Genomic DNA, 18116 nt, shown 5'->3' on the forward strand with positions numbered 1-18116 from the left:
AAATATGAATACTTTGTAAATGAAATTACTTGGTTTTTTCAGAAAGAAGGAGGGAACTAAAAGAGGCTAACTGTTCACAATCGGAGGAGAGAAAGAGAGGCGTTTAAGATCATGTGCCGTATATTTGGTTATCTTGGTTATGATTTTGTAGATGCAAAGCGTTTGAAGGCGGTATCTGATCTGCAATTCAAAGGTGGACCTGACCAGCAGTCCGTCTTATCGGAAAGCAACTGGGCTATAGGCAACAATCGGTTGTCAATTGTCGGTTTGGATGGCGGCGAGCAGCCGTATGCAGGTGGAGAGCATATTCGAATTGTATTTAACGGTGAAATTTATAATCATCATGCATTAAGAAAAAAGCTGGAATTGAAGGGCTACCAATTTACGGATACGTGTGATGGCACTATCCTTCCGGCCTTGTATGCCGAATATGGGACTGAATTTGTACGTTATTTGGATGGGATGTTCGCCATTGCGATTATCGATCTTCGGGATACGGTAACATTGACACTGGTTACGGACCCCTCAGGAATGAAGTCGCTTTATTATTATTGGGATGAGCAAAAGCAGACGATTTATTTCTCATCGGAGCTGCCATCACTGCTTGCTTTCGAGCGTATTCCGAAACAACTGTGGTTATCCGGAGTTGACTTCTATTTAACGACGAAAGTGGTGTTCGGAGAGCGAACAATGTTCGATGGCGTATACGCACTTCCCCCTTCTTCTCTGCTTCATGCCCGGTTAGGCGAAAAACCGAAATTGCAGCGCTGGTCAACGCATTTATATGCGAATATTCCAACAGATAACCTGGAGGAGACAGCAGCCCATCTGCGCAAGCATCTGGGGGAAGAAGTCAATGCCTTGCTGCTTGCCGATGTTCCCGTCAGTACGGTGAATAGTGGTGGACTGGATTCCAGCTTAATTACCACTTTGGCCAGCAGCAGCAATGATGGCATCCACTCCTTTAACCTCTCTTATGTAGGTGACTGGCCGCTTGATGAGAAGGCCTACGCTCGCGAAGTTGCGCAGCGTTTCGGTACAACGCATCATGAAGTACTTATGGACCCTAGGAATTTTCAAAAGCTGCTGCCTTCCGTTGTAACTCATCTGGGTCAACCGAATGCCGATCCCATTACACTCAGCAGTTATGCGCTTTTCGAGGCTATTCAGCAAGCTGGCTTTAAAGTCACTATTTCCGGTGACGGAGCCGATGAAATGTTCGGCGGTTATGATCGTTTCGCAGAAGCGGTGCATACGCTGGGTGATTGGGTGAAGCCCTATATTGGCTCACTCGGTGTAGCTGATGCGCGTCAACGTTGGGAGCTTTATAGTGATGACTACCGCAGTTTTGTGAAAGAAAATGGTTCCATCGAGGACCATATTGAACACACGCTCAGGCGATCGAATCGCGGACGACTGGACACCATTTTATCATTCGAACGCGAGTATCGGCTGCCTTCCTATCACCTTCGTCGTGTCGATCATCTAAGTATGGCTCATTCCGTGGAAGTTAGGGTTCCTTATTGCCAGCCACGCATCCTGGATTTAGCCAATCGCTTGCCAGACAGCTGGAGAGTGGACGGCGGCAAAGTGAAAAAGCTGCTCTATCGCACATCGGAAGGCTTGCTGCCTGACTCGATATTAACGCGCAAAAAACAGCCTTTCACCTTACCGATTGATGCCATGATGCGCAAAGGACTTCCGCTGTTTACAGCGATCGAACAAGCGTTGGATCGTGAAACCATTCGCAGGCAAAATGTGTTTAATCCAAAAGCGGTAGAGAAGCTGCTTCAGCTGCAAGCCACTGCACCCAGCGGAAGAACAGCCTTGACATTGTGGTCCTTAGCCATCTTCCAACTTTGGCTGGATCAGTTCCAGGTATCGATTTCATCGTCTAAACAATATCAATTTGAGGGGTGACGCACATGTTGACCTATCTGGCTCACGCTGAAGGAAGCGTTTCTTCTTCCATTATTATTGATGGATCGGAGATCGGTACGAACCCGCAGGATGTCATTCCTGTGCTTCACCGTATTCATGCCGATTTGGATGATAGTCAGCATCCGCACGGTTTAATTTCCAAATTTGTGGTGATTCGTCCCTCCTCTCATCCGATGTACGATTTGAGTTATTGGTTTTTTCAGCTTGTTCCAGGGAATCCGGTTTCCTTCGACTATGAAGGCAGCTGTGGGCATTCCATTCTGGCAGCGATCCAAGTCGCGATGAAATGGGGCTGGGTGGCTTCGGCAAGTCCAGGATTAAGGGTGCGTGTGTACATAGAAAATGTCGGGGACAGTCTTGTTTGCGAAGTAGATCACGCTGTTCGATCCGGGATGAATTGCACAGCTCACTTTATTGAAAATCAAGGTACAAGCCTCGGAAGTTTGCTTCCTACAGGCCAAGTGACGAATCAACTGACAACGTCCTTTGGCGAGATTGAGGTGTCTATTGTTTCATCTGGTAATTCCTATGTATTCGTACAAGCAGACTCTTTAGGCATCCGATCGGAAGAGGCGTTATTCGAAGCCGGAGATGGTGCGCTCGCTCAGCTGCAAGAGATTCGCCGAGCCGCAGCGTTGTTGATCGGATTAAATCCGGAGGGAGTCTTTCCCAAGATTGCGGTGGTTGGCAGTTATCAACAGGGATCACTATCGTTCAGAGCGATTTCTGTTCCTTCGTGGCACCCGACAATTGCGCTTACAGGCGCAGCCTGCGTGGGGGCAGCCGCTTCCATCAAAGGCTCTGTTGTGTACCGAATCGTGCAAGCATCGAAGTCATCGACGTATCGGTTACCTGTTAGAACCAAAGGTGGAAGTACGTTAATTTCAACCTCAACTACGGGTTCTGAACTGAATGATTATTTATTGTACAACAGCATTTCGGATAAAAATGTTCGGTTAATCGGCTCATTGCCATTAAAGAAAGGGGCGGCGCGAGAATGGGAACTGCAGTCCAAAGTGTTCGCCTAGAATTAGCTGCTTTGCTTGAACAATTGGAACAATTTGCCGGTACGGCAGATGAGCAAGGGGCGCCACAGAAAGAAGCGCTTGCTGCATTGCGGCAATCTGGTTTGCTGGGCAGTCTGGTCCCCGTTGAATATGGCGGGCTGGGAGAAACCTCGTTGTTTGCCAGCCGGTTTATTGAATCGGTTGCAAGTGTAGATCCATCTATTGCCATTATTGCTTTTCAACACTTATCTGTCGTTTCACGGATTCTGGAATGGGGCACCGAAGCTCAGCGTCAGCAATATTTGCCTAAGCTTGCGGATGGCCGTTGGCTTGCAGCATCTGCCTGGTCGGAGACAGGGGCAGGAGCGAATAAACAGAACCTGTCGACCAAAGCCGTGCAATTAGATGAAGGTCATTGGTTGATTGAAGGGACCAAGTCCTTTACGACAGGGGCAGGTTTGGCAGATATCTATTTGGTACTCGTACAAACAGGGGCGAATGATGAGAAATCTACCTATGGGAATTCAAGTCAAACGTTCTTCCTTATTGAAACTTCCCAAGGTATTACGGCTGATGCGGATACGAATTTGGCTGGCATGAGAGGTTCGTCTACGGGATTTATCCATCTGAATAAATGTCTTGTTTCCTCTGAGCAATTTATCGGTTCGTTGGGTGGAGCTCCACATGTGATTAACGGCATTCGGCAATGCGGGCTAACGTTAGGAGCTGTGTCCCTTGGTATTAGCCAAGCAGCTTACGAGCTTGCGTTGGATCACGTTTGCAGCAAAGGCTTGAAAAGCAGCCCGCTGCTTCAATCCGCCTTATCAGATTTGCATTTAAATTTGGAAGCTGTCAGGGCATTGGTTGATAAAGTTGCCGCTAAAGAAGGTGGCGAGCATCTGGCCAAAATCGCCTACCAATCCAAAATATTCGCTTCTGAGGCGAGCGAAAAAATATGTCGGGAAGCACAGCAAATCATTGGCGGCTCCAGCTATGTGCGGGGACGTAAATTAGAAAGGCTGCTCCGTGACGCTCGCGCTGTTTCGCTGATGGGCCCCGTAAATCGGCTTGCTAAGGAAATTATTGGAAAAGAGTTGGTATCGTGAGTGAGGTTTATGATCTTGTGATTTATAATGGTCGTCTTGTTTATAAAGATGCAGTCCGATCGGGAGGCATTGCGGTTCAGGATGGGAAAATAGTACTTGTCTTTAATGATCAGGAGCGTCCTCAAGGGAACCAGGAATTGGATGCAGGAGGGCATTATGTCCTCCCGGGTCTGATCGATTCCCATGTTCATTTCCGCACGCCAGGGCTTGAACACAAGGAGAATTGGGAATCAGCCAGCAAAGCAGCGGTCACAGGTGGCATTACGACAGTGTTGGATATGCCTAATACACACCCTTATACGGATTCAGTCGATCGAATCAGAGAGAAGGAAACGCTGATTCAAGGACATTCCTTAGTTGACTATGGCTTTCACATCGGAGTTGTTCCAGGCAAGCTGCTGCCTCTGGAAGTGCTTAGGCAGGAGCATGCGGCGAGTATCAAGCTTTTTTTAACAGGTCACCGCACAGCTCGTAATGTGATTGATCAAGATGCCGATCTCGAAACGATATTTCGGCTTGCCGCCCATCGTCAAATTCCGTTAACGCTGCATGCGGAAGATGATGCGGTTCTGCACCTGTATCGCCGGGTGCATAAATTACCGGATAATCTGGCTTCCTATGAGGCAATAGCACCCCGGAGTGGAGCTATTGCAGCCATTGCCAGAGTACTTCGTCTCGTACGGAAGTACGGGACTTCCATCCATGTTCTCCACGTTTCCTCTGAGGAGGAAGTGGATCTCTTGGAAACAGCTGCTAGCGCCGGTTATCCTGTTACGTTCGAGACAACAGCGCATCAGCTGTGGTTTGATCTGGACAGTGCGACTGCACTCGGGACGAAGACCAAGCTGAGCCCGGCTATTCGCAGCAGCAGGGATCGGACAAGGCTGTGGGCCGCCGTTAAGAATGGCGCGCTAACTTCAGTGGGAAGCGACCATGCACCGCATTCTCAAGAAGAGAAAGCGGCAGAGTTCGGGGAAGCCCCGCCAGGCTTGCCAGGGGTACAGGAATTGCTGCCTGTTCTGCTTACAGGCCTAGAACGCTTTCTTCCTGAGCTTAGTCGGGATGAACGACTGAGCAAGGTGGTCAGCTTGCTGGCAGAAGGGCCTGCCAATCGGTTTCGTTTAAATCATCGCAAAGGAAGTCTTCGCGCGGGGCTAGATGCGGACCTTGTCATTGTGGATGATCAACGGACCTGGCAGGTTGAGGCTAAGGATTTACATTCATTTAGCGGATGGTCGCCTTATGAAGGGCTGACATTGTCTGGTGTTCCGCTCGTGACGATTCGCAGCGGTCAGATCGTATTTGATCGCGGGAAATTCGGCAAGCCGGATGGGCGATCAGTGAATTATGCGCCGGCTCCAATTGCAACATTTGAACAAGTATCAGGGAGTCCTTTTCACTAAATAGGGTAAAAGTTGAAGGAGGAATTACGATGACAACAGCTGTTAAACCATTATTATCAGGTGCGGTAATTAAAGTTTCGGAGCTCGAATGGGAAGATCGAGGGACGTATCAACTTGCGAAACCTGTCACAGAGGACAAGGGAGCAGTGCATGTTACTGGTTTAGTTGTGCGCCTATTGCCAGGCGGCACATGGGCGAGCTGTGAGAAAGGGACTGCGCAAGAGATCGTCGCCATTATCCATAGTGGAGCTGGCAGCGCACGTGTGGGAACGGAAACTCAGGGTGTATCAGCAACTTCTGCGCTGCATGCGCCCTCTGGCGTCGACTATGCCGTACATGCGGATCAGGGAGAGACGGTTACGCTCTATATCTGGCAAAGCCCGCTGCCTGAAGGAGCTGCTAGGGCAACGCATCCGCGATTGTTTAATGAGCTATACAACGAAGAAACGCAGTTGAAAGCCTACAAAGGAAATGATCCAACGCAGCAGGTTGAGAACCCTGCGAACATGAATTTCCTCTTCTGGCCTGGCACAGGAAGTGCGCAACTGTCGCTCCATTGCGGCATTCAGGAGCCTGGGCAAAGCTTTGCTGTGCACCAGCACCCGTCATCCAGTGAGTTATTTATTGGCATCGAGGGCAAGGGGGAGGTGTATTTGAACGGAGAATGGCAGCCATTCGAGGCAGGTGATCTAATCTATGTGCCGCAGGGGATTTTCCATGGCACCCGCAATCTCTATACGGGAGAGGGAGCCAAGCGGTTTGTAACCTCCGGAGGGCCAGTGCCGTTCGATGAAAGCTTTTACCGCTTTGCGGGAGTCTCAGCGGAAGTAAGGAATCCGTAGTAGTTGGGGAGTTAAGCAGCTTGTTTGTGCTTAACTCCTTTTGTTTAGTTTATATGTTTTGGAGTGAGCGCGGAGTGACTCCAGTCGCCTTGTGCGAACAGAGGGAGGGAACTACAGTCCGCTATTCTAGCCAAAAGTATCCATATCGCGGGGGTTAGGGAACTACAGTCCGCTATTTTGCTGTTTCAAGGCAAATTCAGCGTTTTTCGTGGAAATAAGACCCTGTAGTTCCGCTAATACCTCAGCATCCCTGCTTTTTGCCTAAATAGCGTCCTCTAGTTCCCTAAGCAGGTTTGTCGCTACTTAGAGGCTGATCTCTAAGGGCGGCGAAGCCGGTTTTCTATATGGTGGATCGTAGACTCTCGAGGGTGCGAACCGTCGTTCCACTTGTGCCGGTCGCTCTATCAAAGCCGTCGTTCCACTTGTGCCGGTCGTTCTACCAAAGTCTTCGTTCCACCTAATCTCCTCGTTCATAAGCAACCATCTCTGAACAGATAGCCTTCAATGCGTCGCTTAACCTGCCAAAAACCCTCGATCCCACCAAAGTGGAATCGAGGGTTTGCGCACGTTAAGGCGTCCAAGTAACTAAGGCCGGATCGACGGCTTTCAAATATGAAGTTTGAATGAATTCCTTCAGATCAGGCACGGCTTTTATTTTTTCGTTTTTGAGCAGAAAGTTAGAAATGCTGGCTAAGGAATCAACGACTTGAGGCGTAATGTCCAGCGCATATTTATTTAATTTGAAGATGCTTTTGATGGAATCGACCTCTGTGTCCAAGGTTTTGCTGACATAGGCGGCGGATTCGTCAGGATTGGATTTGATGTAGGCGGCAGCTTGACGCAAGGCTCGGAGTATGGCTTTGGTTGTTTCTGGGTTTTTGTCCAGGAAGTCTTTGTGGCCGACAAGTAGGGAGTAAGAAGCAAATAGGGCTTGGGGGCCCTCTTCCCCGGGTACATAGGATTGAGTAGCGGTGAGAAGTTGAAGTCCGCCAGCTTCTTTGACGCCTTTAGCGGCAATGGGCTGCCAAATGACGAAGGCGTCGATATCTTTTTTCTGAAAGGCAGGCAAAATTTCGGTTGGACCTACTTTATAGGCTTGAATGCTGCCGACGTCGATCCCGTATTTTTCAACAATTTTGAGGAAAAAGGCTTCCGATGCGGTACCGGAAACATAGGCGACTTTTTTGCCTTTTAAATCCGCCGGTTTTTTTATTTTATCCGGATAGACCACTAGTGTTTGTACACCTGAAATATCGGAATGCTGCGCAATTGCTTGCAGCGGCAGGCCGGAAGCTTTGGCAATAAGGGGAGGGATATCTCCCGTGGAACCAAGCTGAATGCTCTTGGAAGCAATGGCCGAAACAACATCGGGACCAGCGGCAAATAATTTGAGATCCACGGTTAGTCCTTCTTTTTGGAAATAACCTTGCTCTTTGGCAATAATCAGGAGTGGTGACAATTGAGGGTCACGTCCTGAGCCAATGGTGAGAGCAGTCGTTTCCAGCTTGGGCGCTGCAGCAGCAGTAGGTGAACTGGAGGGAGCAGCAGCTTGTTTGGTTTGTCCGCACGCAGCAGCAACAAACACAACCAGAACAAGGAGAAGATGAGGGGTCAGGCGTTTAAATCTCTGAGTAAATCTTTGAGTATTTATCTGCATAGGGTGTTTGCCTCCGTTTGTGTGTGCGTTTATTTCCAACGAATCAGTTGGTTTTCTAGTGCGATTAGCAGCCGATTGATGGTTAATCCGACTAAGCCAATAGCGATCATGCCAACAATGACTTGGTCCGTTTTGTATAAAGATCTACCTTCTTGGATCAGGAAACCAAGCCCCGCATTAGCAGCGATAAGTTCGGAGCCGACAAGGCAGATGAAAGCCATGGAGATACCGGAGCGCATGCCAATAACGATGTTCGGGATCGCCGCCCGCAAAGTAACGTAATAGAAAATATGAAAGCGGCTGGCGCCGAGTGACTGAGCTGCTTTGATATGGAGGACTTCCGTTTGACTGACGCCTCCGATGACATTCAGCAGAATGGGGAATAAGGCTCCGAACACAATAATAAATAGTTTGGACATCTCGCCTATACCAAACCAAAGAATGGCTAGCGGGATCACGGCAATCGGGGGGATGGGCCGGATGAGCTCGATCAGCGGGGATAAGGCATTTCTCAACCAAGTCCAAGTGCCCATGGCGATGCCAAGCGGAAGCGCGAGACTGAAAGCGAGCAGAAACCCGAGCAGCACGCGCTGAAGACTGGCTAGCGTATGCGTAAGCAATGATCCGTTTGCCAGCATGCCAGCCATGGTTGCGCCAACTTCAAGCGGGCCTGGAAGTAGTGCAGGGGGGACAATATGCAGCGACGTAATGAACGCCCATAAGATAAGTACGCCTATAATGCCAAGGGATTGGATAGCTGTTTTCTTGCCGAGAATAAGGATGGAATTTCCTCCTCTCGCAGCACCGAACTGATTATTTTCTGATAATGGAAAAGTCGATCATCATTCCGGTCTCGGATTCGCGGCAGTTTGAGCCTAAGATCCAGCGCTATACGACCGGGTTTAGGCAATAGAACGAGAATTCGATCCGCGAGATAAACGGCTTCCGCAATGCTGTGAGTAACGAATATACAAGTGACCCCGCTCTCATCTTGAATGCGCAGCAATTCACTCTGCATAGTTTCTCTCGTTTGTTCATCCAATGCGGCAAAAGGTTCGTCCAACAGCAGGATGGACGGCTCGTTCGCCAACGCCCTTGCCAAGCTGGCCCGTTGCTTCATCCCCCCTGATAAACGGTTCGGGTAATAGGCTTCATATCCATCAAGTCCGACCAATTGAATGCATTTGCGAGCAATGCGTATGCGTTCCGTTTTTGGAAGCCCGTTGATTCGGGGGCCAAGCATCACATTCTGTTCCACAGTAAACCAGGGAAATAAGGCATATTCTTGAAAGACCACTCCGCGCTCGCGTCCAGGCTTCGTTACGGTTTGTCCCTGGAGCAGGAGATTCCCTTCATAGGATTGAAAACCGGCCACGCAGTTCAGCAGTGTCGTTTTGCCGCAACCGCTTGGACCTAATAAACAAACGAATTCTCCCTCATTGATTTGGATATTAAGCGGACTTAAAACCTGCTGGGCTTCACCTGGATAGGTAACACTCAACTGCTGCAAGTGTAAAAAGGCGTTCTCTTCGGGCATGGATTCACCTCCTTCTATAAACCTATAATTCCACTAAGGATTATCGGTATTAATTTTATTGTATCAGCCGCTATTTTTTGTATCCAATATGAAAATCCCTATATGTCTTATTGTTCTAGACCAATAAACGATTATTTGCCAACCAGTTGATTCCGCGATATTTCAATGCTAAGCTGAATTCTTTACCATGTGTTTAAAGAATCGCAGGGGGGGATAGCATGATATTTTCACAAAAAAGGTTATCTATGCATTGGTTTCGCAATCAACGCATTCGCTATAAAATCATCTTTATTTATTTTCCGTTGATCTTCATTCCGTTGTTTATTCTGGGCTTCGTCTCCAATCACGTGTACACAGATGCAATTGTTAAGAAGACGATCAAAAATGTCTCCGACAATTCTTCCCTGATTATTACCCGAATTACGGGCATGTTGACGAATGTGGAAAGCTGCGCGAATATGCTGACGATCAATTTAAATAAATTGATTGTCGAAGATCCGCAATCACAGGGGGCACCCGAAACGAGCCTGCAATTATACACACAGATTACGAACCAACTGAGTTTTGCTTTGCTCGTCTTTCCGGATGTGCAGTCTGCGGCCTTTATTGATACGAGCAATCGGGTTTTTGGATCAAATCTTTTGTTGGAACGTAATTTGGAACAGATCCGCAGCAGCGAAATGCTGCGTCAGATTGACAGCTCGAGCGGGAATAACATTTGGTACCCCATGCAGCGGCGAGACTATTTGACACATGATTCCGATGAAACCGTTATGACGCTTGGGAAGCGGATCGTGAATATTTATACCGGACAGAAGCTGGGGATTCTCGTTTTGAACATCAAAGAAAGCTCTTTATCCTCGATTTATCAGAAAATCGGCTCCATACAAGATGGCAGCTACTTCATTGTCAATGAGCAAGGTGTGGTCGTATCGTCACAGCAGCCGCAGGAGGTACTTCAGGAAGTGGCTGACCCGGCATTGAAATCGTGGATCACATCCAGTACGCATCAATCGGATTTAACTTCCTTTCAGCATGAGAAAACGCTTGTTGTCAGCTCCGATGTTCCCAGCTTCGGCTGGAAGCTCATCTCGATGGCGCCTCTGGAGTCCTTAACCGCAGATACGCACAAAATCACGCTGCTTATCGTGCTGATTGGATTCGTTTGTTTGTTCTTTGCTTTATTGGGGGCAGGCATGTTGTCACAATTAATCGCAAAGCCGATTATGGGGCTGACCAAGCACATGAAGAAGGTCAAAGAAGGCACACTGGACCAAGAATTCCAAGTTGATTCCGAGGATGAAATCGGACTTCTGGCGTCCGGCTTTAACGCGATGATTCAGCGTATACAAGAGCTCATTACGAACGTTAATTTTGAACAAAAAAAGAAACGCGAATATGAACTCGCACTCATTCAGGCCCAAATTAAACCGCATTTTCTGTATAACACGCTGGATGTGATCTACACCTTGTCGGAGATGGGACGGGCCCGGGACGTGCAGCGTACGACCAAAGCGCTGGCCGATTTTTATCGGGTTGCGCTGAGCAAAGGGCGAGAAACGATTACGCTGGAGGAAGAAATCCGCAATGTGAAAGATTATTTATCGATCCAGCGTATCCGCTACTCCGATGTATTTAACTATGAATTCGATATTCATAATGATGCGCTAAGCGGATTGATACCCAAGCTTACAATCCAGCCTCTCGTGGAGAATGCGATCTATCACGGGTTGAAGACCAAAGGAAGTCTCGGACTTCTAAAATTAACGGGTGAAATCGTCGAAGGCAAGATCCGGATCAGGGTCAGTGATGATGGAGTGGGCATGCCGCCAGACCGTCTGGAGGCTTGGACGATGAATCCGGAAACACTGGAGGATGCGATTGGTTTCGGCATGCGGAATGTCAATGATCGCATCCGGTTATATTTTGGCGATGAGTACGGCCTACAAATCCAAAGTCAATTGGGGCAGGGGACGGAAGTGACCCTGTGGCTCCCTTTTCAAAGTGAGGAATAAGAAGACATGCAGAAAATATTGATCGTGGATGATGAATCCATTTTCCGTGAATACTTGCGTACGGCTTTAGATTGGGAAGCTTATGGCTTTGAGATTTGTGCGGAAGCTAAGAATGGGATTGAAGCGTTGGAGCAGGTGGACCGCCATCATCCGGACATTGCCTTGGTGGATATCACGATGCCATTCATGGACGGACTCAGCTTAACGGAGCAATTAAAGGAGCGTTACCCTGGGACCAGTGTGGTTTTGATTACGGGGCATAACGAATTCGACTATGCACGCAAAGCGCTCAAACTTGGCGTTGAGGATTATATTCTCAAGCCTTTTTCCAAAGACGAGCTGATTTTGACGCTGCTCAAGCTGCAGAAGGAGCATCAGCGGGCGCAAGAGGAGAAGTCGACGCTCAAGGAAAATCAGCAGTTGATGAAGGAGAGCTTTCTTAATCACCTGCTCAGCAGCGACTATAATCATTCCGACGAGGAAACGCGGCTGAAACTTGCGCAATTCGGCGAGTATTTCGAGTCAACTTGCTTTGTTGTGGCTTGCATCGAGATTGATAATATGGATCTCAAATGGAATAAAGTGAGTGAACGCTTGCTTTGGAAGTATGCGGTAACGAATATTCTCAACGAAGCATTGGAGGAAACCGAGAACCATCTGATCTTCAATGGACCGGAGGGGCGGATTATTTGTTTAGTTGAGCATCAAGGGAAAAAAAGCCTGGAAATACCGATGCTGGGTGGCTATGAGAAGTTATGTTTTCTAATCAAAAAATATTTGAAGTTCACCATCACGGTCGGCGTGGGGCGAAGTCAACCCGGTTATAAAGGTATTCGTTCTTCTTATCTGGAAGCGCTCGAGGGATTGCAAAACAAATTTGTGCTTGGCAATGACCGTGTCATTGCTTATGGTTCCACGGCACTCGAGACCGGGGGACAAGCTTTCTATCCTACAGAGGTGAACGAAGATATCCTGATGCAAATGCGTATGCAAAACGAGGATAAGGTTGAAGCGAAGCTGGAGGAAATCTTTCAGTCCATTCGTGAACAGCGATTGTCTCTGGACTATACGTATGTCATTAGTATGGGCTTGATTTCCGTTTGTTTGTCGTATGTGACGGAAACAGGACATCCGATCGAAGACTGCTTCGGAGAAGCCTTTTTCCCATACAGTGAAATTAAGCGGTTGGAATCCATCGAAGCCACTTCGATGTGGATTAAGCAGTTGTTCCATCAGGCAATTGTCTATGCAGGCAAGCATCGTAAGACGCGCTCGTCCAAAATTGCTCAATCGGCCAAAGAGTATATAGAACAGCACTATGGTGATCCGGATCTGCAGCTCGACCAAATCGCTCAACAGGTTTTTATTAATTCCAGCTACTTGCGCGCTGTATTTAAGAAGGAAATTGGGATGACCGTTACAGATTATGTGACGCATATTCGTATGCATAGAGCCAAAGATTTGCTCGGCAAAGGGAACATCCGGTTAGCGGATATTGCTGAACAGATTGGATTTAGCGATCCCAGCTATTTTAGTAAAAGTTTTAAAAAGTTTTTTGGATATTCCCCTAGTGAATATGAGAATAATCGGTTGTAGCGGTGATTTCTGAAATGTGCGGATTTTACAAGAAGCCCTCAGTTATTCCATTATCACAAGGCTTATTTCCTTTTATACTCAATCTTGTAAAGAAGAGAAACGCACACGATGCCTGGGAGGTCCAAACAAATGAAAAAGATGGCAGTCACGTTGGTAAGTTTACTTGCCGCAACAAGTCTAGCGGCTTGTGGATCCACGAACACAACCAAAGAGGGAAGCGCAACAACAACTCCTGCAACTACAGCGGCAGCAACAGCAGCGGCTAAATCGGACGCAAAACCGGTTAAGCTCAAAATTTATGCGCAATATGCAGATGAAGATACAAAAACACCTTATGACTATGCGGTTGCGGAACTGAAGAAGGAAATGCCGAATGTTGAGCTTGAGCTTGATATTCAAGCACAAGATGATGGCCAAAAGCTGAAAACTTATGCGGCTACAGGCAACTTGCCAGATATTTTCCAAGCAGGGCTGGACATTATTGATACATTTAAAAAATCCAACAACATTTTGGTTTTGGACGATTACGTAACGAAATTCGGTTTCAAAGATAAAATGCAGCCTAGCGCGATGAATACTTTAGTTACCGATGATGGACATACGTACGCATTCCCTTATGCCGGCAACGAAGTAGCTCTTCTTTATTACAATAAAGATCTATTTACGCAAAATGGCGTGAAAGTGCCGACAACCTACGATGAAATGATGACAGCTGTTCAAACTTTCAATGCCAAAGGGATAACGCCATTATCCATCTTCGCCAAAGAGAAATGGCCTTGCGTAGCGCTTTATGACATGTTCGTATCGCGTGCCGAGCCTGCTGGAGTAACGAAGCTGGATAAAGGATTGGCTAAAGCTGACGATCCTGCCTACAAAACAGCTGCAGAGAAAATCATTGAGCTTGTTAAAGCTGGCATGCTGCCTAAGGGTGCTACCAACTTGAACTATGACCAAGCAGCAGCCCTTTACCATGAAGGCAAAGCAGCGATGTTCATCAATGGTCAATGGGAAATAGAAGCAGCAACCAAAGCGCTTGGCGACAAAGCAGGCTATATGTACCTTCCGGCTGCAGACGCAACTGCTTACGAAAAAGGCAAAACAGCATTCAGCGGCAGCGGTGGACCTGGTGGATATGCCGTATCCGCGAACACCAAGGACAAAGAACTTGCAGCGAAAGTAGCATCGTTCATTTCCTTGAAATATGCCGAGTACAAATACACAAACCGCAGCAATCCTATCGTGGCAACGAAAGTTGACAAGCCGATCGTGAAGCCATTCCCGGCTATGATGGATCAACTGTCCAAAGATATTCCAAAAACAACAAGCACAACCGCTTTCTCATGGGGATTGTCCAATCCTAAATTCAAAGCAGCACTTGAAGATGCCACGCAAAACTTAATGACAGGTAACTACACAGCAGATCAATTCGTTAAAGACTTGAATAAAGCCGCAGTAACCGCGAAATAAAAGAAGTTTCTATGGAAAAGGAAACTCACACTGGATCGCAAGTCCGGTGTGAGTTTTCTACTAAAAAAGGGAAGTGATGACATGCGCAAATTCATGGGAAACAGGGCAGCGATTATGTTGTTTACGCTGCCTGCGCTCCTTTTGTATACAGTAATTGTGTTTTATCCGATTCTGCAAACATTCTATCGCAGCACATTCGAATGGGATGGACTCAGCGAAGGCACTTTTATTTTTCTTGATAATTACATTCGCTTATTTCAAGACAGCATTTTCTATACCTCTTTGTATAATGGTCTTGTTTTTGCAGGCATCTTGGCAGTCGTTCAAATTGGTATCGGCAGCGTGCTTGCTTTTGCCGTGGCCGAAGGTTTCAAGGGAAGCAAGTTTCTGCGCATCAGTTACTTTATTCCTGTCGTGCTTTCGATTACGGTTGTGTGTCAGCTTTGGCTGGCGATGTATAACGGTGAATATGGGTTGATCAATAAAGTGTTCGAAGCACTTGGCCTTTCTTATCGCCAAGATTGGTTGACGAACAGCAAGACGGCTATTTTTGCCATTGCTTTCGTAAATGCTTGGCAGTACATGGGGTATCAGTTCGCGCTGTTGCTAGCGGCAGTGAAATCCGTTCCAGAACAGTACTTGGAGGCCGCGCGTATCGATGGTGCTTCCAAGTTACGAGCGCACATCTCCATTACGATTCCGATGTTGGCTGAAACCTATAAATTCTGTTTGGTTTTGGCGATTACAGGTGGATTAAATGCCTTTGCCAACATGTTTATTATGACGGGCGGGGGTCCGGGGAACTCCACATACACGCTGACTTATCTGATGTATCGCTCGGCATTCCGTGTAGGCGAGTTCGGTTATGGCAGCGCCGCGGCAGCTTTCCTTGTTATCGAATGTTTGATTGTGACGCTTGCGATTAACCGTTTGATCGCCAGAGAACGAATTTCTTTCTAAGGAGGATGACAGATGAACGGAATACTCAAATTGCGCAAAAAGAATCCGCTCCTGGGCATCTTCTTATGGGTGTATGCAGGCTTGTCGGTCTATCCGCTGATTTGGATGGTCTTTTACTCGCTCAAAAATAATAATGAAATCTTCGTTACCAATCCATTTGGTTTTCCTACGCATTTGCGGTTTGAAAATTACGTGGATGCTTGGTCCCGATTCAATGTTCCCGTCTACTTCAGCAACAGCTTGCTGGTGGCTGCCGCGACCGTTGTAGGTACGATTGTACTTTCGGTGACGTTTTCGTATGCCGTTGCGAGAATGCAGTGGCGTTGGAAGGAAGCGGCTCGCATCTACGTAGTGATCGGCATGTTCATTCCCGTCCAGGTGATTATGATACCGCTGGCGATTCTCGTGCGCGAATTCCATTTGGCTAATACGTACTGGGCTTTAATCGTTCCCTATATTGCTTTTAACATCTCATTTTCCAGCATGGTGTTCTACGGCTTCTTTCGAAGTATTCCCGTTGAACTTGAAGAATCTGCCTGCATGGATGGCGCCAGTATTTACCGAACATTCTATTCAATTATTCTGCCAATCATCAAACCAGCGATCGCTACGATGGTGATCTTCGTCTTCTTGGCGGCATGGAATGAATTCACCATGGCCCTCATCTTGATCACCAAGGAATCCTTGAAGACACTTCCGCTCGGACTCTTATTCTTCCAAGGTCAGTTCACAACTAATTGGGGAGCTATGGGCGCGGCTATGACGATCGCGAGCTTGCCGACGGTCCTCGTGTATGTCCTGTTCAGCGAGCAAGTTGAAAAAGCGTTAACTGTTGGTTCGGCTGTAAAAGGGTAAGTGAAAAAGAGCCTCTTGGGGGCTCTTTTTTTATGCAAAAACGGAGGACGTGCTGCCGCATCGTTCAACTAGGCAGCTACTTTCCCTTGAGCCACGTATAAGTTCTCCCAACCCTCTCTCTAACTCCACCAACCAGATAAATTCGGCTCGAGAGGGATCCTAGATCCTCTATTTCATTTCATTACTGGCTAACGCTCAGTATAGAGCTGAATAAGAGTCCATAGGGACTCTTAATTCACCTTATCACGCCGAAAGGCCAGCTCTCGCTAAACGCTAATTACTGCCCTTACTAACCCAAAACGTGACGTTATCGCCTTGCAGCCCCTTGGTACCAGACTTAGGGTCCTGCTTAGTAACGGTCCCTTTGGGCTGATCGTTTACTTCAATGACATAGTTGTAATGCAGTCCTACTGCAAGCATTAGCTGCTCAGCTTCTTCCTGTGTCTGGCCTACCAGATTCGGAATGACGACTTCTTCCGCTTGTTTGTTAACATCTCCGGCAGGTTTTGTCGGGACAGCGCTAGCTGGCGGCGTTGCTGTAGGAGTCGGTGCCAACGTTGTTTGGGTTGGCGTCACGGCTGTCGGATGATCAGTATTGGAGGGCCATAAGGCCCAGACGACGATGATGACGACGACCAAAACTGCGATAGCACCCAGACCTGCTTTGGTTAGCCAACTAACAGGCTGTTTGCGGTTAGTCCGTGCGTGCGACTCCTCGCGGATTTCATTTGCTTCCTCAATGAAAGCTGTTTCTTCCGTCACGGTTAATGGTTCCCGTTGATAAATAGGCTGAACTGGAGTCGATACAGCTTCTACGTTTGCAGTGGTTGAAGGCAGACTCCTTAAACCGAAAATCAGGGAGGAGAGGGAGGCCTGACCTTGGCAAACGAGTTTGATCAGACGAATGAGTGCCATTTTCTGCTCATAGGTAGCCGTAGGAATTGAAGCCCGCTCCAAATGGGTGTGCATCACCTCGAAAGCGCCCGGAATCGTCTCCGCGCCAGTAAAGAGCTGAATCATTAAACGGCATAGTCCCACAGCACCTTGGGTCTGCGGATGGCCTACATCCCAGTAATTGATAACGGACAGTTTGTCATGATCGGATAGCCAGAGATTATCAGTGTCCACGGAAAATCCGGTAATCCGCTCTTCCATCGCATCGAGCAGGGAGACGCCTAAATCTGCTATTAGCGCGACGATGGCTGGATATGTCCATCCCTTCATTCGTTGTGAAAATAAGGTGCCGGGCTTTGCTTGCAAAATAATGGTTACGGAAGTTTCGTCCACGGAGGTATCCAGAATATGTTGAAAACCATCGTGGATGAAGGCGGCTTTGTGATTTAACTTGCTTATATATTCTACGCCGGATTGTCCGGGCTGTAACTTTATATGATAAAGATGAACTGTGCGCGTTAGAAAGATATCGTCACCGTAAGTCAGATTTCCCTGTGGTAAAGAGAGGATCAGAGCTCCAGGTTTATATCTTGTTCCCATTTTATTGTGCATGCGAATGACATCCTCTCCTAGGTGGCTCATCAGGATTTCCTTCTATTATATATGATTCGTGTGCATTTAGGAATTTAGGATCAAAGTTCTTGAGATTGAAAAAGGGGATAACGCCTGGGCGATTTACTTTTTCTATTTCTATTGAACTAAAGTCTATGATTCATTTGGCCTAAATGATATGATGGATTTACAGTATTATTTACAATATGATCCAAATTGAGGAG

General features: G+C 47.5%; 14 protein-coding genes. 10 read left to right on the forward strand and 4 right to left on the reverse strand.

Going from position 1 to position 18116, the window contains the following annotated elements; translation table 11 throughout:
• Positions 1-111: 111 nt before the first annotated feature.
• The 5 genes from asnB to LOZ80_RS08100 are packed head-to-tail and all read left to right on the forward strand — an operon-like array spanning position 112 to position 6299.
• A complete protein-coding gene (gene asnB, locus LOZ80_RS08080) occupies positions 112-1920 on the forward strand; it encodes an asparagine synthase (glutamine-hydrolyzing) (RefSeq protein ID WP_238170945.1) in 1809 nt (602 codons plus the stop codon).
• 5 nt (positions 1921-1925) lie between these two features.
• Entirely contained in the window at positions 1926-2969 is a 1044-nt protein-coding gene (locus LOZ80_RS08085; protein WP_238170946.1) for a PrpF domain-containing protein, read from the forward strand.
• Positions 2939-4054, forward strand: coding sequence for an acyl-CoA dehydrogenase family protein (locus LOZ80_RS08090; RefSeq protein WP_238170947.1), 1116 nt, complete (start codon positions 2939-2941; stop codon positions 4052-4054). Before LOZ80_RS08085 ends, LOZ80_RS08090 begins: the two co-directional genes overlap by 31 nt.
• On the forward strand, positions 4051-5457 hold the full coding sequence (locus LOZ80_RS08095) for a dihydroorotase (RefSeq protein WP_238170948.1): 1407 nt from the start codon (positions 4051-4053) through the stop codon (positions 5455-5457). The genes LOZ80_RS08090 and LOZ80_RS08095 overlap by 4 nt, the downstream gene beginning before the upstream one ends.
• 29 nt (positions 5458-5486) lie before the next feature.
• Positions 5487-6299 (forward strand): cupin domain-containing protein, encoded by an 813-nt coding sequence (locus LOZ80_RS08100; RefSeq protein ID WP_238170949.1) that lies wholly within the window; start codon positions 5487-5489, stop codon positions 6297-6299.
• Positions 6300-6867: 568 nt separating this feature from the next.
• On the opposite strand, the gene LOZ80_RS08105 is transcribed toward LOZ80_RS08100, so the two are convergent.
• The 3 genes from LOZ80_RS08105 to LOZ80_RS08115 all read right to left on the reverse strand — a co-directional run bounded on the left by LOZ80_RS08105 (position 6868) and on the right by LOZ80_RS08115 (position 9493).
• A complete protein-coding gene (locus LOZ80_RS08105) occupies positions 6868-7956 on the reverse strand; it encodes an ABC transporter substrate-binding protein (RefSeq protein ID WP_238170950.1) in 1089 nt (362 codons plus the stop codon).
• Positions 7957-7985: 29 nt separating this feature from the next.
• Positions 7986-8603: an ABC transporter permease gene (locus tag LOZ80_RS08110; protein ID WP_189006804.1), complete on the reverse strand. Its 618-nt coding sequence runs from the start codon at positions 8601-8603 to the stop codon at positions 7986-7988.
• Between the two features lie 86 nt (positions 8604-8689).
• Positions 8690-9493 carry an ABC transporter ATP-binding protein gene (locus LOZ80_RS08115; protein WP_238170951.1) on the reverse strand — a complete coding sequence of 268 codons (804 nt, stop codon included), beginning with the start codon at positions 9491-9493 and terminating at the stop codon, positions 8690-8692.
• Positions 9494-9711: 218 nt separating this feature from the next.
• Between LOZ80_RS08115 and LOZ80_RS08120 the strand changes: the two genes are divergently transcribed.
• The 5 genes from LOZ80_RS08120 to LOZ80_RS08140 all read left to right on the forward strand — a co-directional run bounded on the left by LOZ80_RS08120 (position 9712) and on the right by LOZ80_RS08140 (position 16386).
• Positions 9712-11508, forward strand: coding sequence for a sensor histidine kinase (locus LOZ80_RS08120; protein WP_238170952.1), 1797 nt, complete (start codon positions 9712-9714; stop codon positions 11506-11508).
• 6 nt (positions 11509-11514) lie between these two features.
• A complete protein-coding gene (locus LOZ80_RS08125) occupies positions 11515-13104 on the forward strand; it encodes a response regulator (RefSeq protein ID WP_238170953.1) in 1590 nt (529 codons plus the stop codon).
• 129 nt (positions 13105-13233) lie between these two features.
• On the forward strand, positions 13234-14571 hold the full coding sequence (locus tag LOZ80_RS08130) for an ABC transporter substrate-binding protein (RefSeq protein ID WP_238170954.1): 1338 nt from the start codon (positions 13234-13236) through the stop codon (positions 14569-14571).
• 81 nt (positions 14572-14652) lie between these two features.
• A complete protein-coding gene (locus LOZ80_RS08135) occupies positions 14653-15531 on the forward strand; it encodes a carbohydrate ABC transporter permease (protein ID WP_189006792.1) in 879 nt (292 codons plus the stop codon).
• Between the two features lie 12 nt (positions 15532-15543).
• Positions 15544-16386: a carbohydrate ABC transporter permease gene (locus LOZ80_RS08140; protein WP_238170955.1), complete on the forward strand. Its 843-nt coding sequence runs from the start codon at positions 15544-15546 to the stop codon at positions 16384-16386.
• 273 nt (positions 16387-16659) lie between these two features.
• Here LOZ80_RS08140 and LOZ80_RS08145 read toward each other — a convergent pair whose 3' ends face one another.
• Positions 16660-17922, reverse strand: coding sequence for a PASTA domain-containing protein (locus LOZ80_RS08145; RefSeq protein WP_238170956.1), 1263 nt, complete (start codon positions 17920-17922; stop codon positions 16660-16662).
• Between the last annotated feature and the right edge of the window lie 194 nt (positions 17923-18116).

Source organism: Paenibacillus sp. HWE-109 (assembly GCF_022163125.1).
Taxonomy (GTDB): Bacteria; Bacillota; Bacilli; order Paenibacillales; family NBRC-103111; genus Paenibacillus_E.

What these genes read in the sequence shown, in the direction of transcription:
- asnB (WP_238170945.1), top strand. Translation starts at nt 112, where the DNA reads ATGTGCCGTATATTTGGTTATCTTGGTTATGATTTTGTAGATGCAAAG.
- LOZ80_RS08085 (WP_238170946.1), top strand. Translation starts at nt 1,926, where the DNA reads ATGTTGACCTATCTGGCTCACGCTGAAGGAAGCGTTTCTTCTTCCATT.
- LOZ80_RS08090 (WP_238170947.1), top strand. Translation starts at nt 2,939, where the DNA reads ATGGGAACTGCAGTCCAAAGTGTTCGCCTAGAATTAGCTGCTTTGCTT.
- LOZ80_RS08100 (WP_238170949.1), top strand. Translation starts at nt 5,487, where the DNA reads ATGACAACAGCTGTTAAACCATTATTATCAGGTGCGGTAATTAAAGTT.
- LOZ80_RS08105 (WP_238170950.1), bottom strand. Translation starts at nt 7,956, where the DNA reads ATGCAGATAAATACTCAAAGATTTACTCAGAGATTTAAACGCCTGACC.
- LOZ80_RS08110 (WP_189006804.1), bottom strand. Translation starts at nt 8,603, where the DNA reads ATGGCTGGCATGCTGGCAAACGGATCATTGCTTACGCATACGCTAGCC.
- LOZ80_RS08115 (WP_238170951.1), bottom strand. Translation starts at nt 9,493, where the DNA reads ATGCCCGAAGAGAACGCCTTTTTACACTTGCAGCAGTTGAGTGTTACC.
- LOZ80_RS08120 (WP_238170952.1), top strand. Translation starts at nt 9,712, where the DNA reads ATGATATTTTCACAAAAAAGGTTATCTATGCATTGGTTTCGCAATCAA.
- LOZ80_RS08125 (WP_238170953.1), top strand. Translation starts at nt 11,515, where the DNA reads ATGCAGAAAATATTGATCGTGGATGATGAATCCATTTTCCGTGAATAC.
- LOZ80_RS08130 (WP_238170954.1), top strand. Translation starts at nt 13,234, where the DNA reads ATGAAAAAGATGGCAGTCACGTTGGTAAGTTTACTTGCCGCAACAAGT.
- LOZ80_RS08135 (WP_189006792.1), top strand. Translation starts at nt 14,653, where the DNA reads ATGCGCAAATTCATGGGAAACAGGGCAGCGATTATGTTGTTTACGCTG.
- LOZ80_RS08140 (WP_238170955.1), top strand. Translation starts at nt 15,544, where the DNA reads ATGAACGGAATACTCAAATTGCGCAAAAAGAATCCGCTCCTGGGCATC.
- LOZ80_RS08145 (WP_238170956.1), bottom strand. Translation starts at nt 17,922, where the DNA reads ATGAGCCACCTAGGAGAGGATGTCATTCGCATGCACAATAAAATGGGA.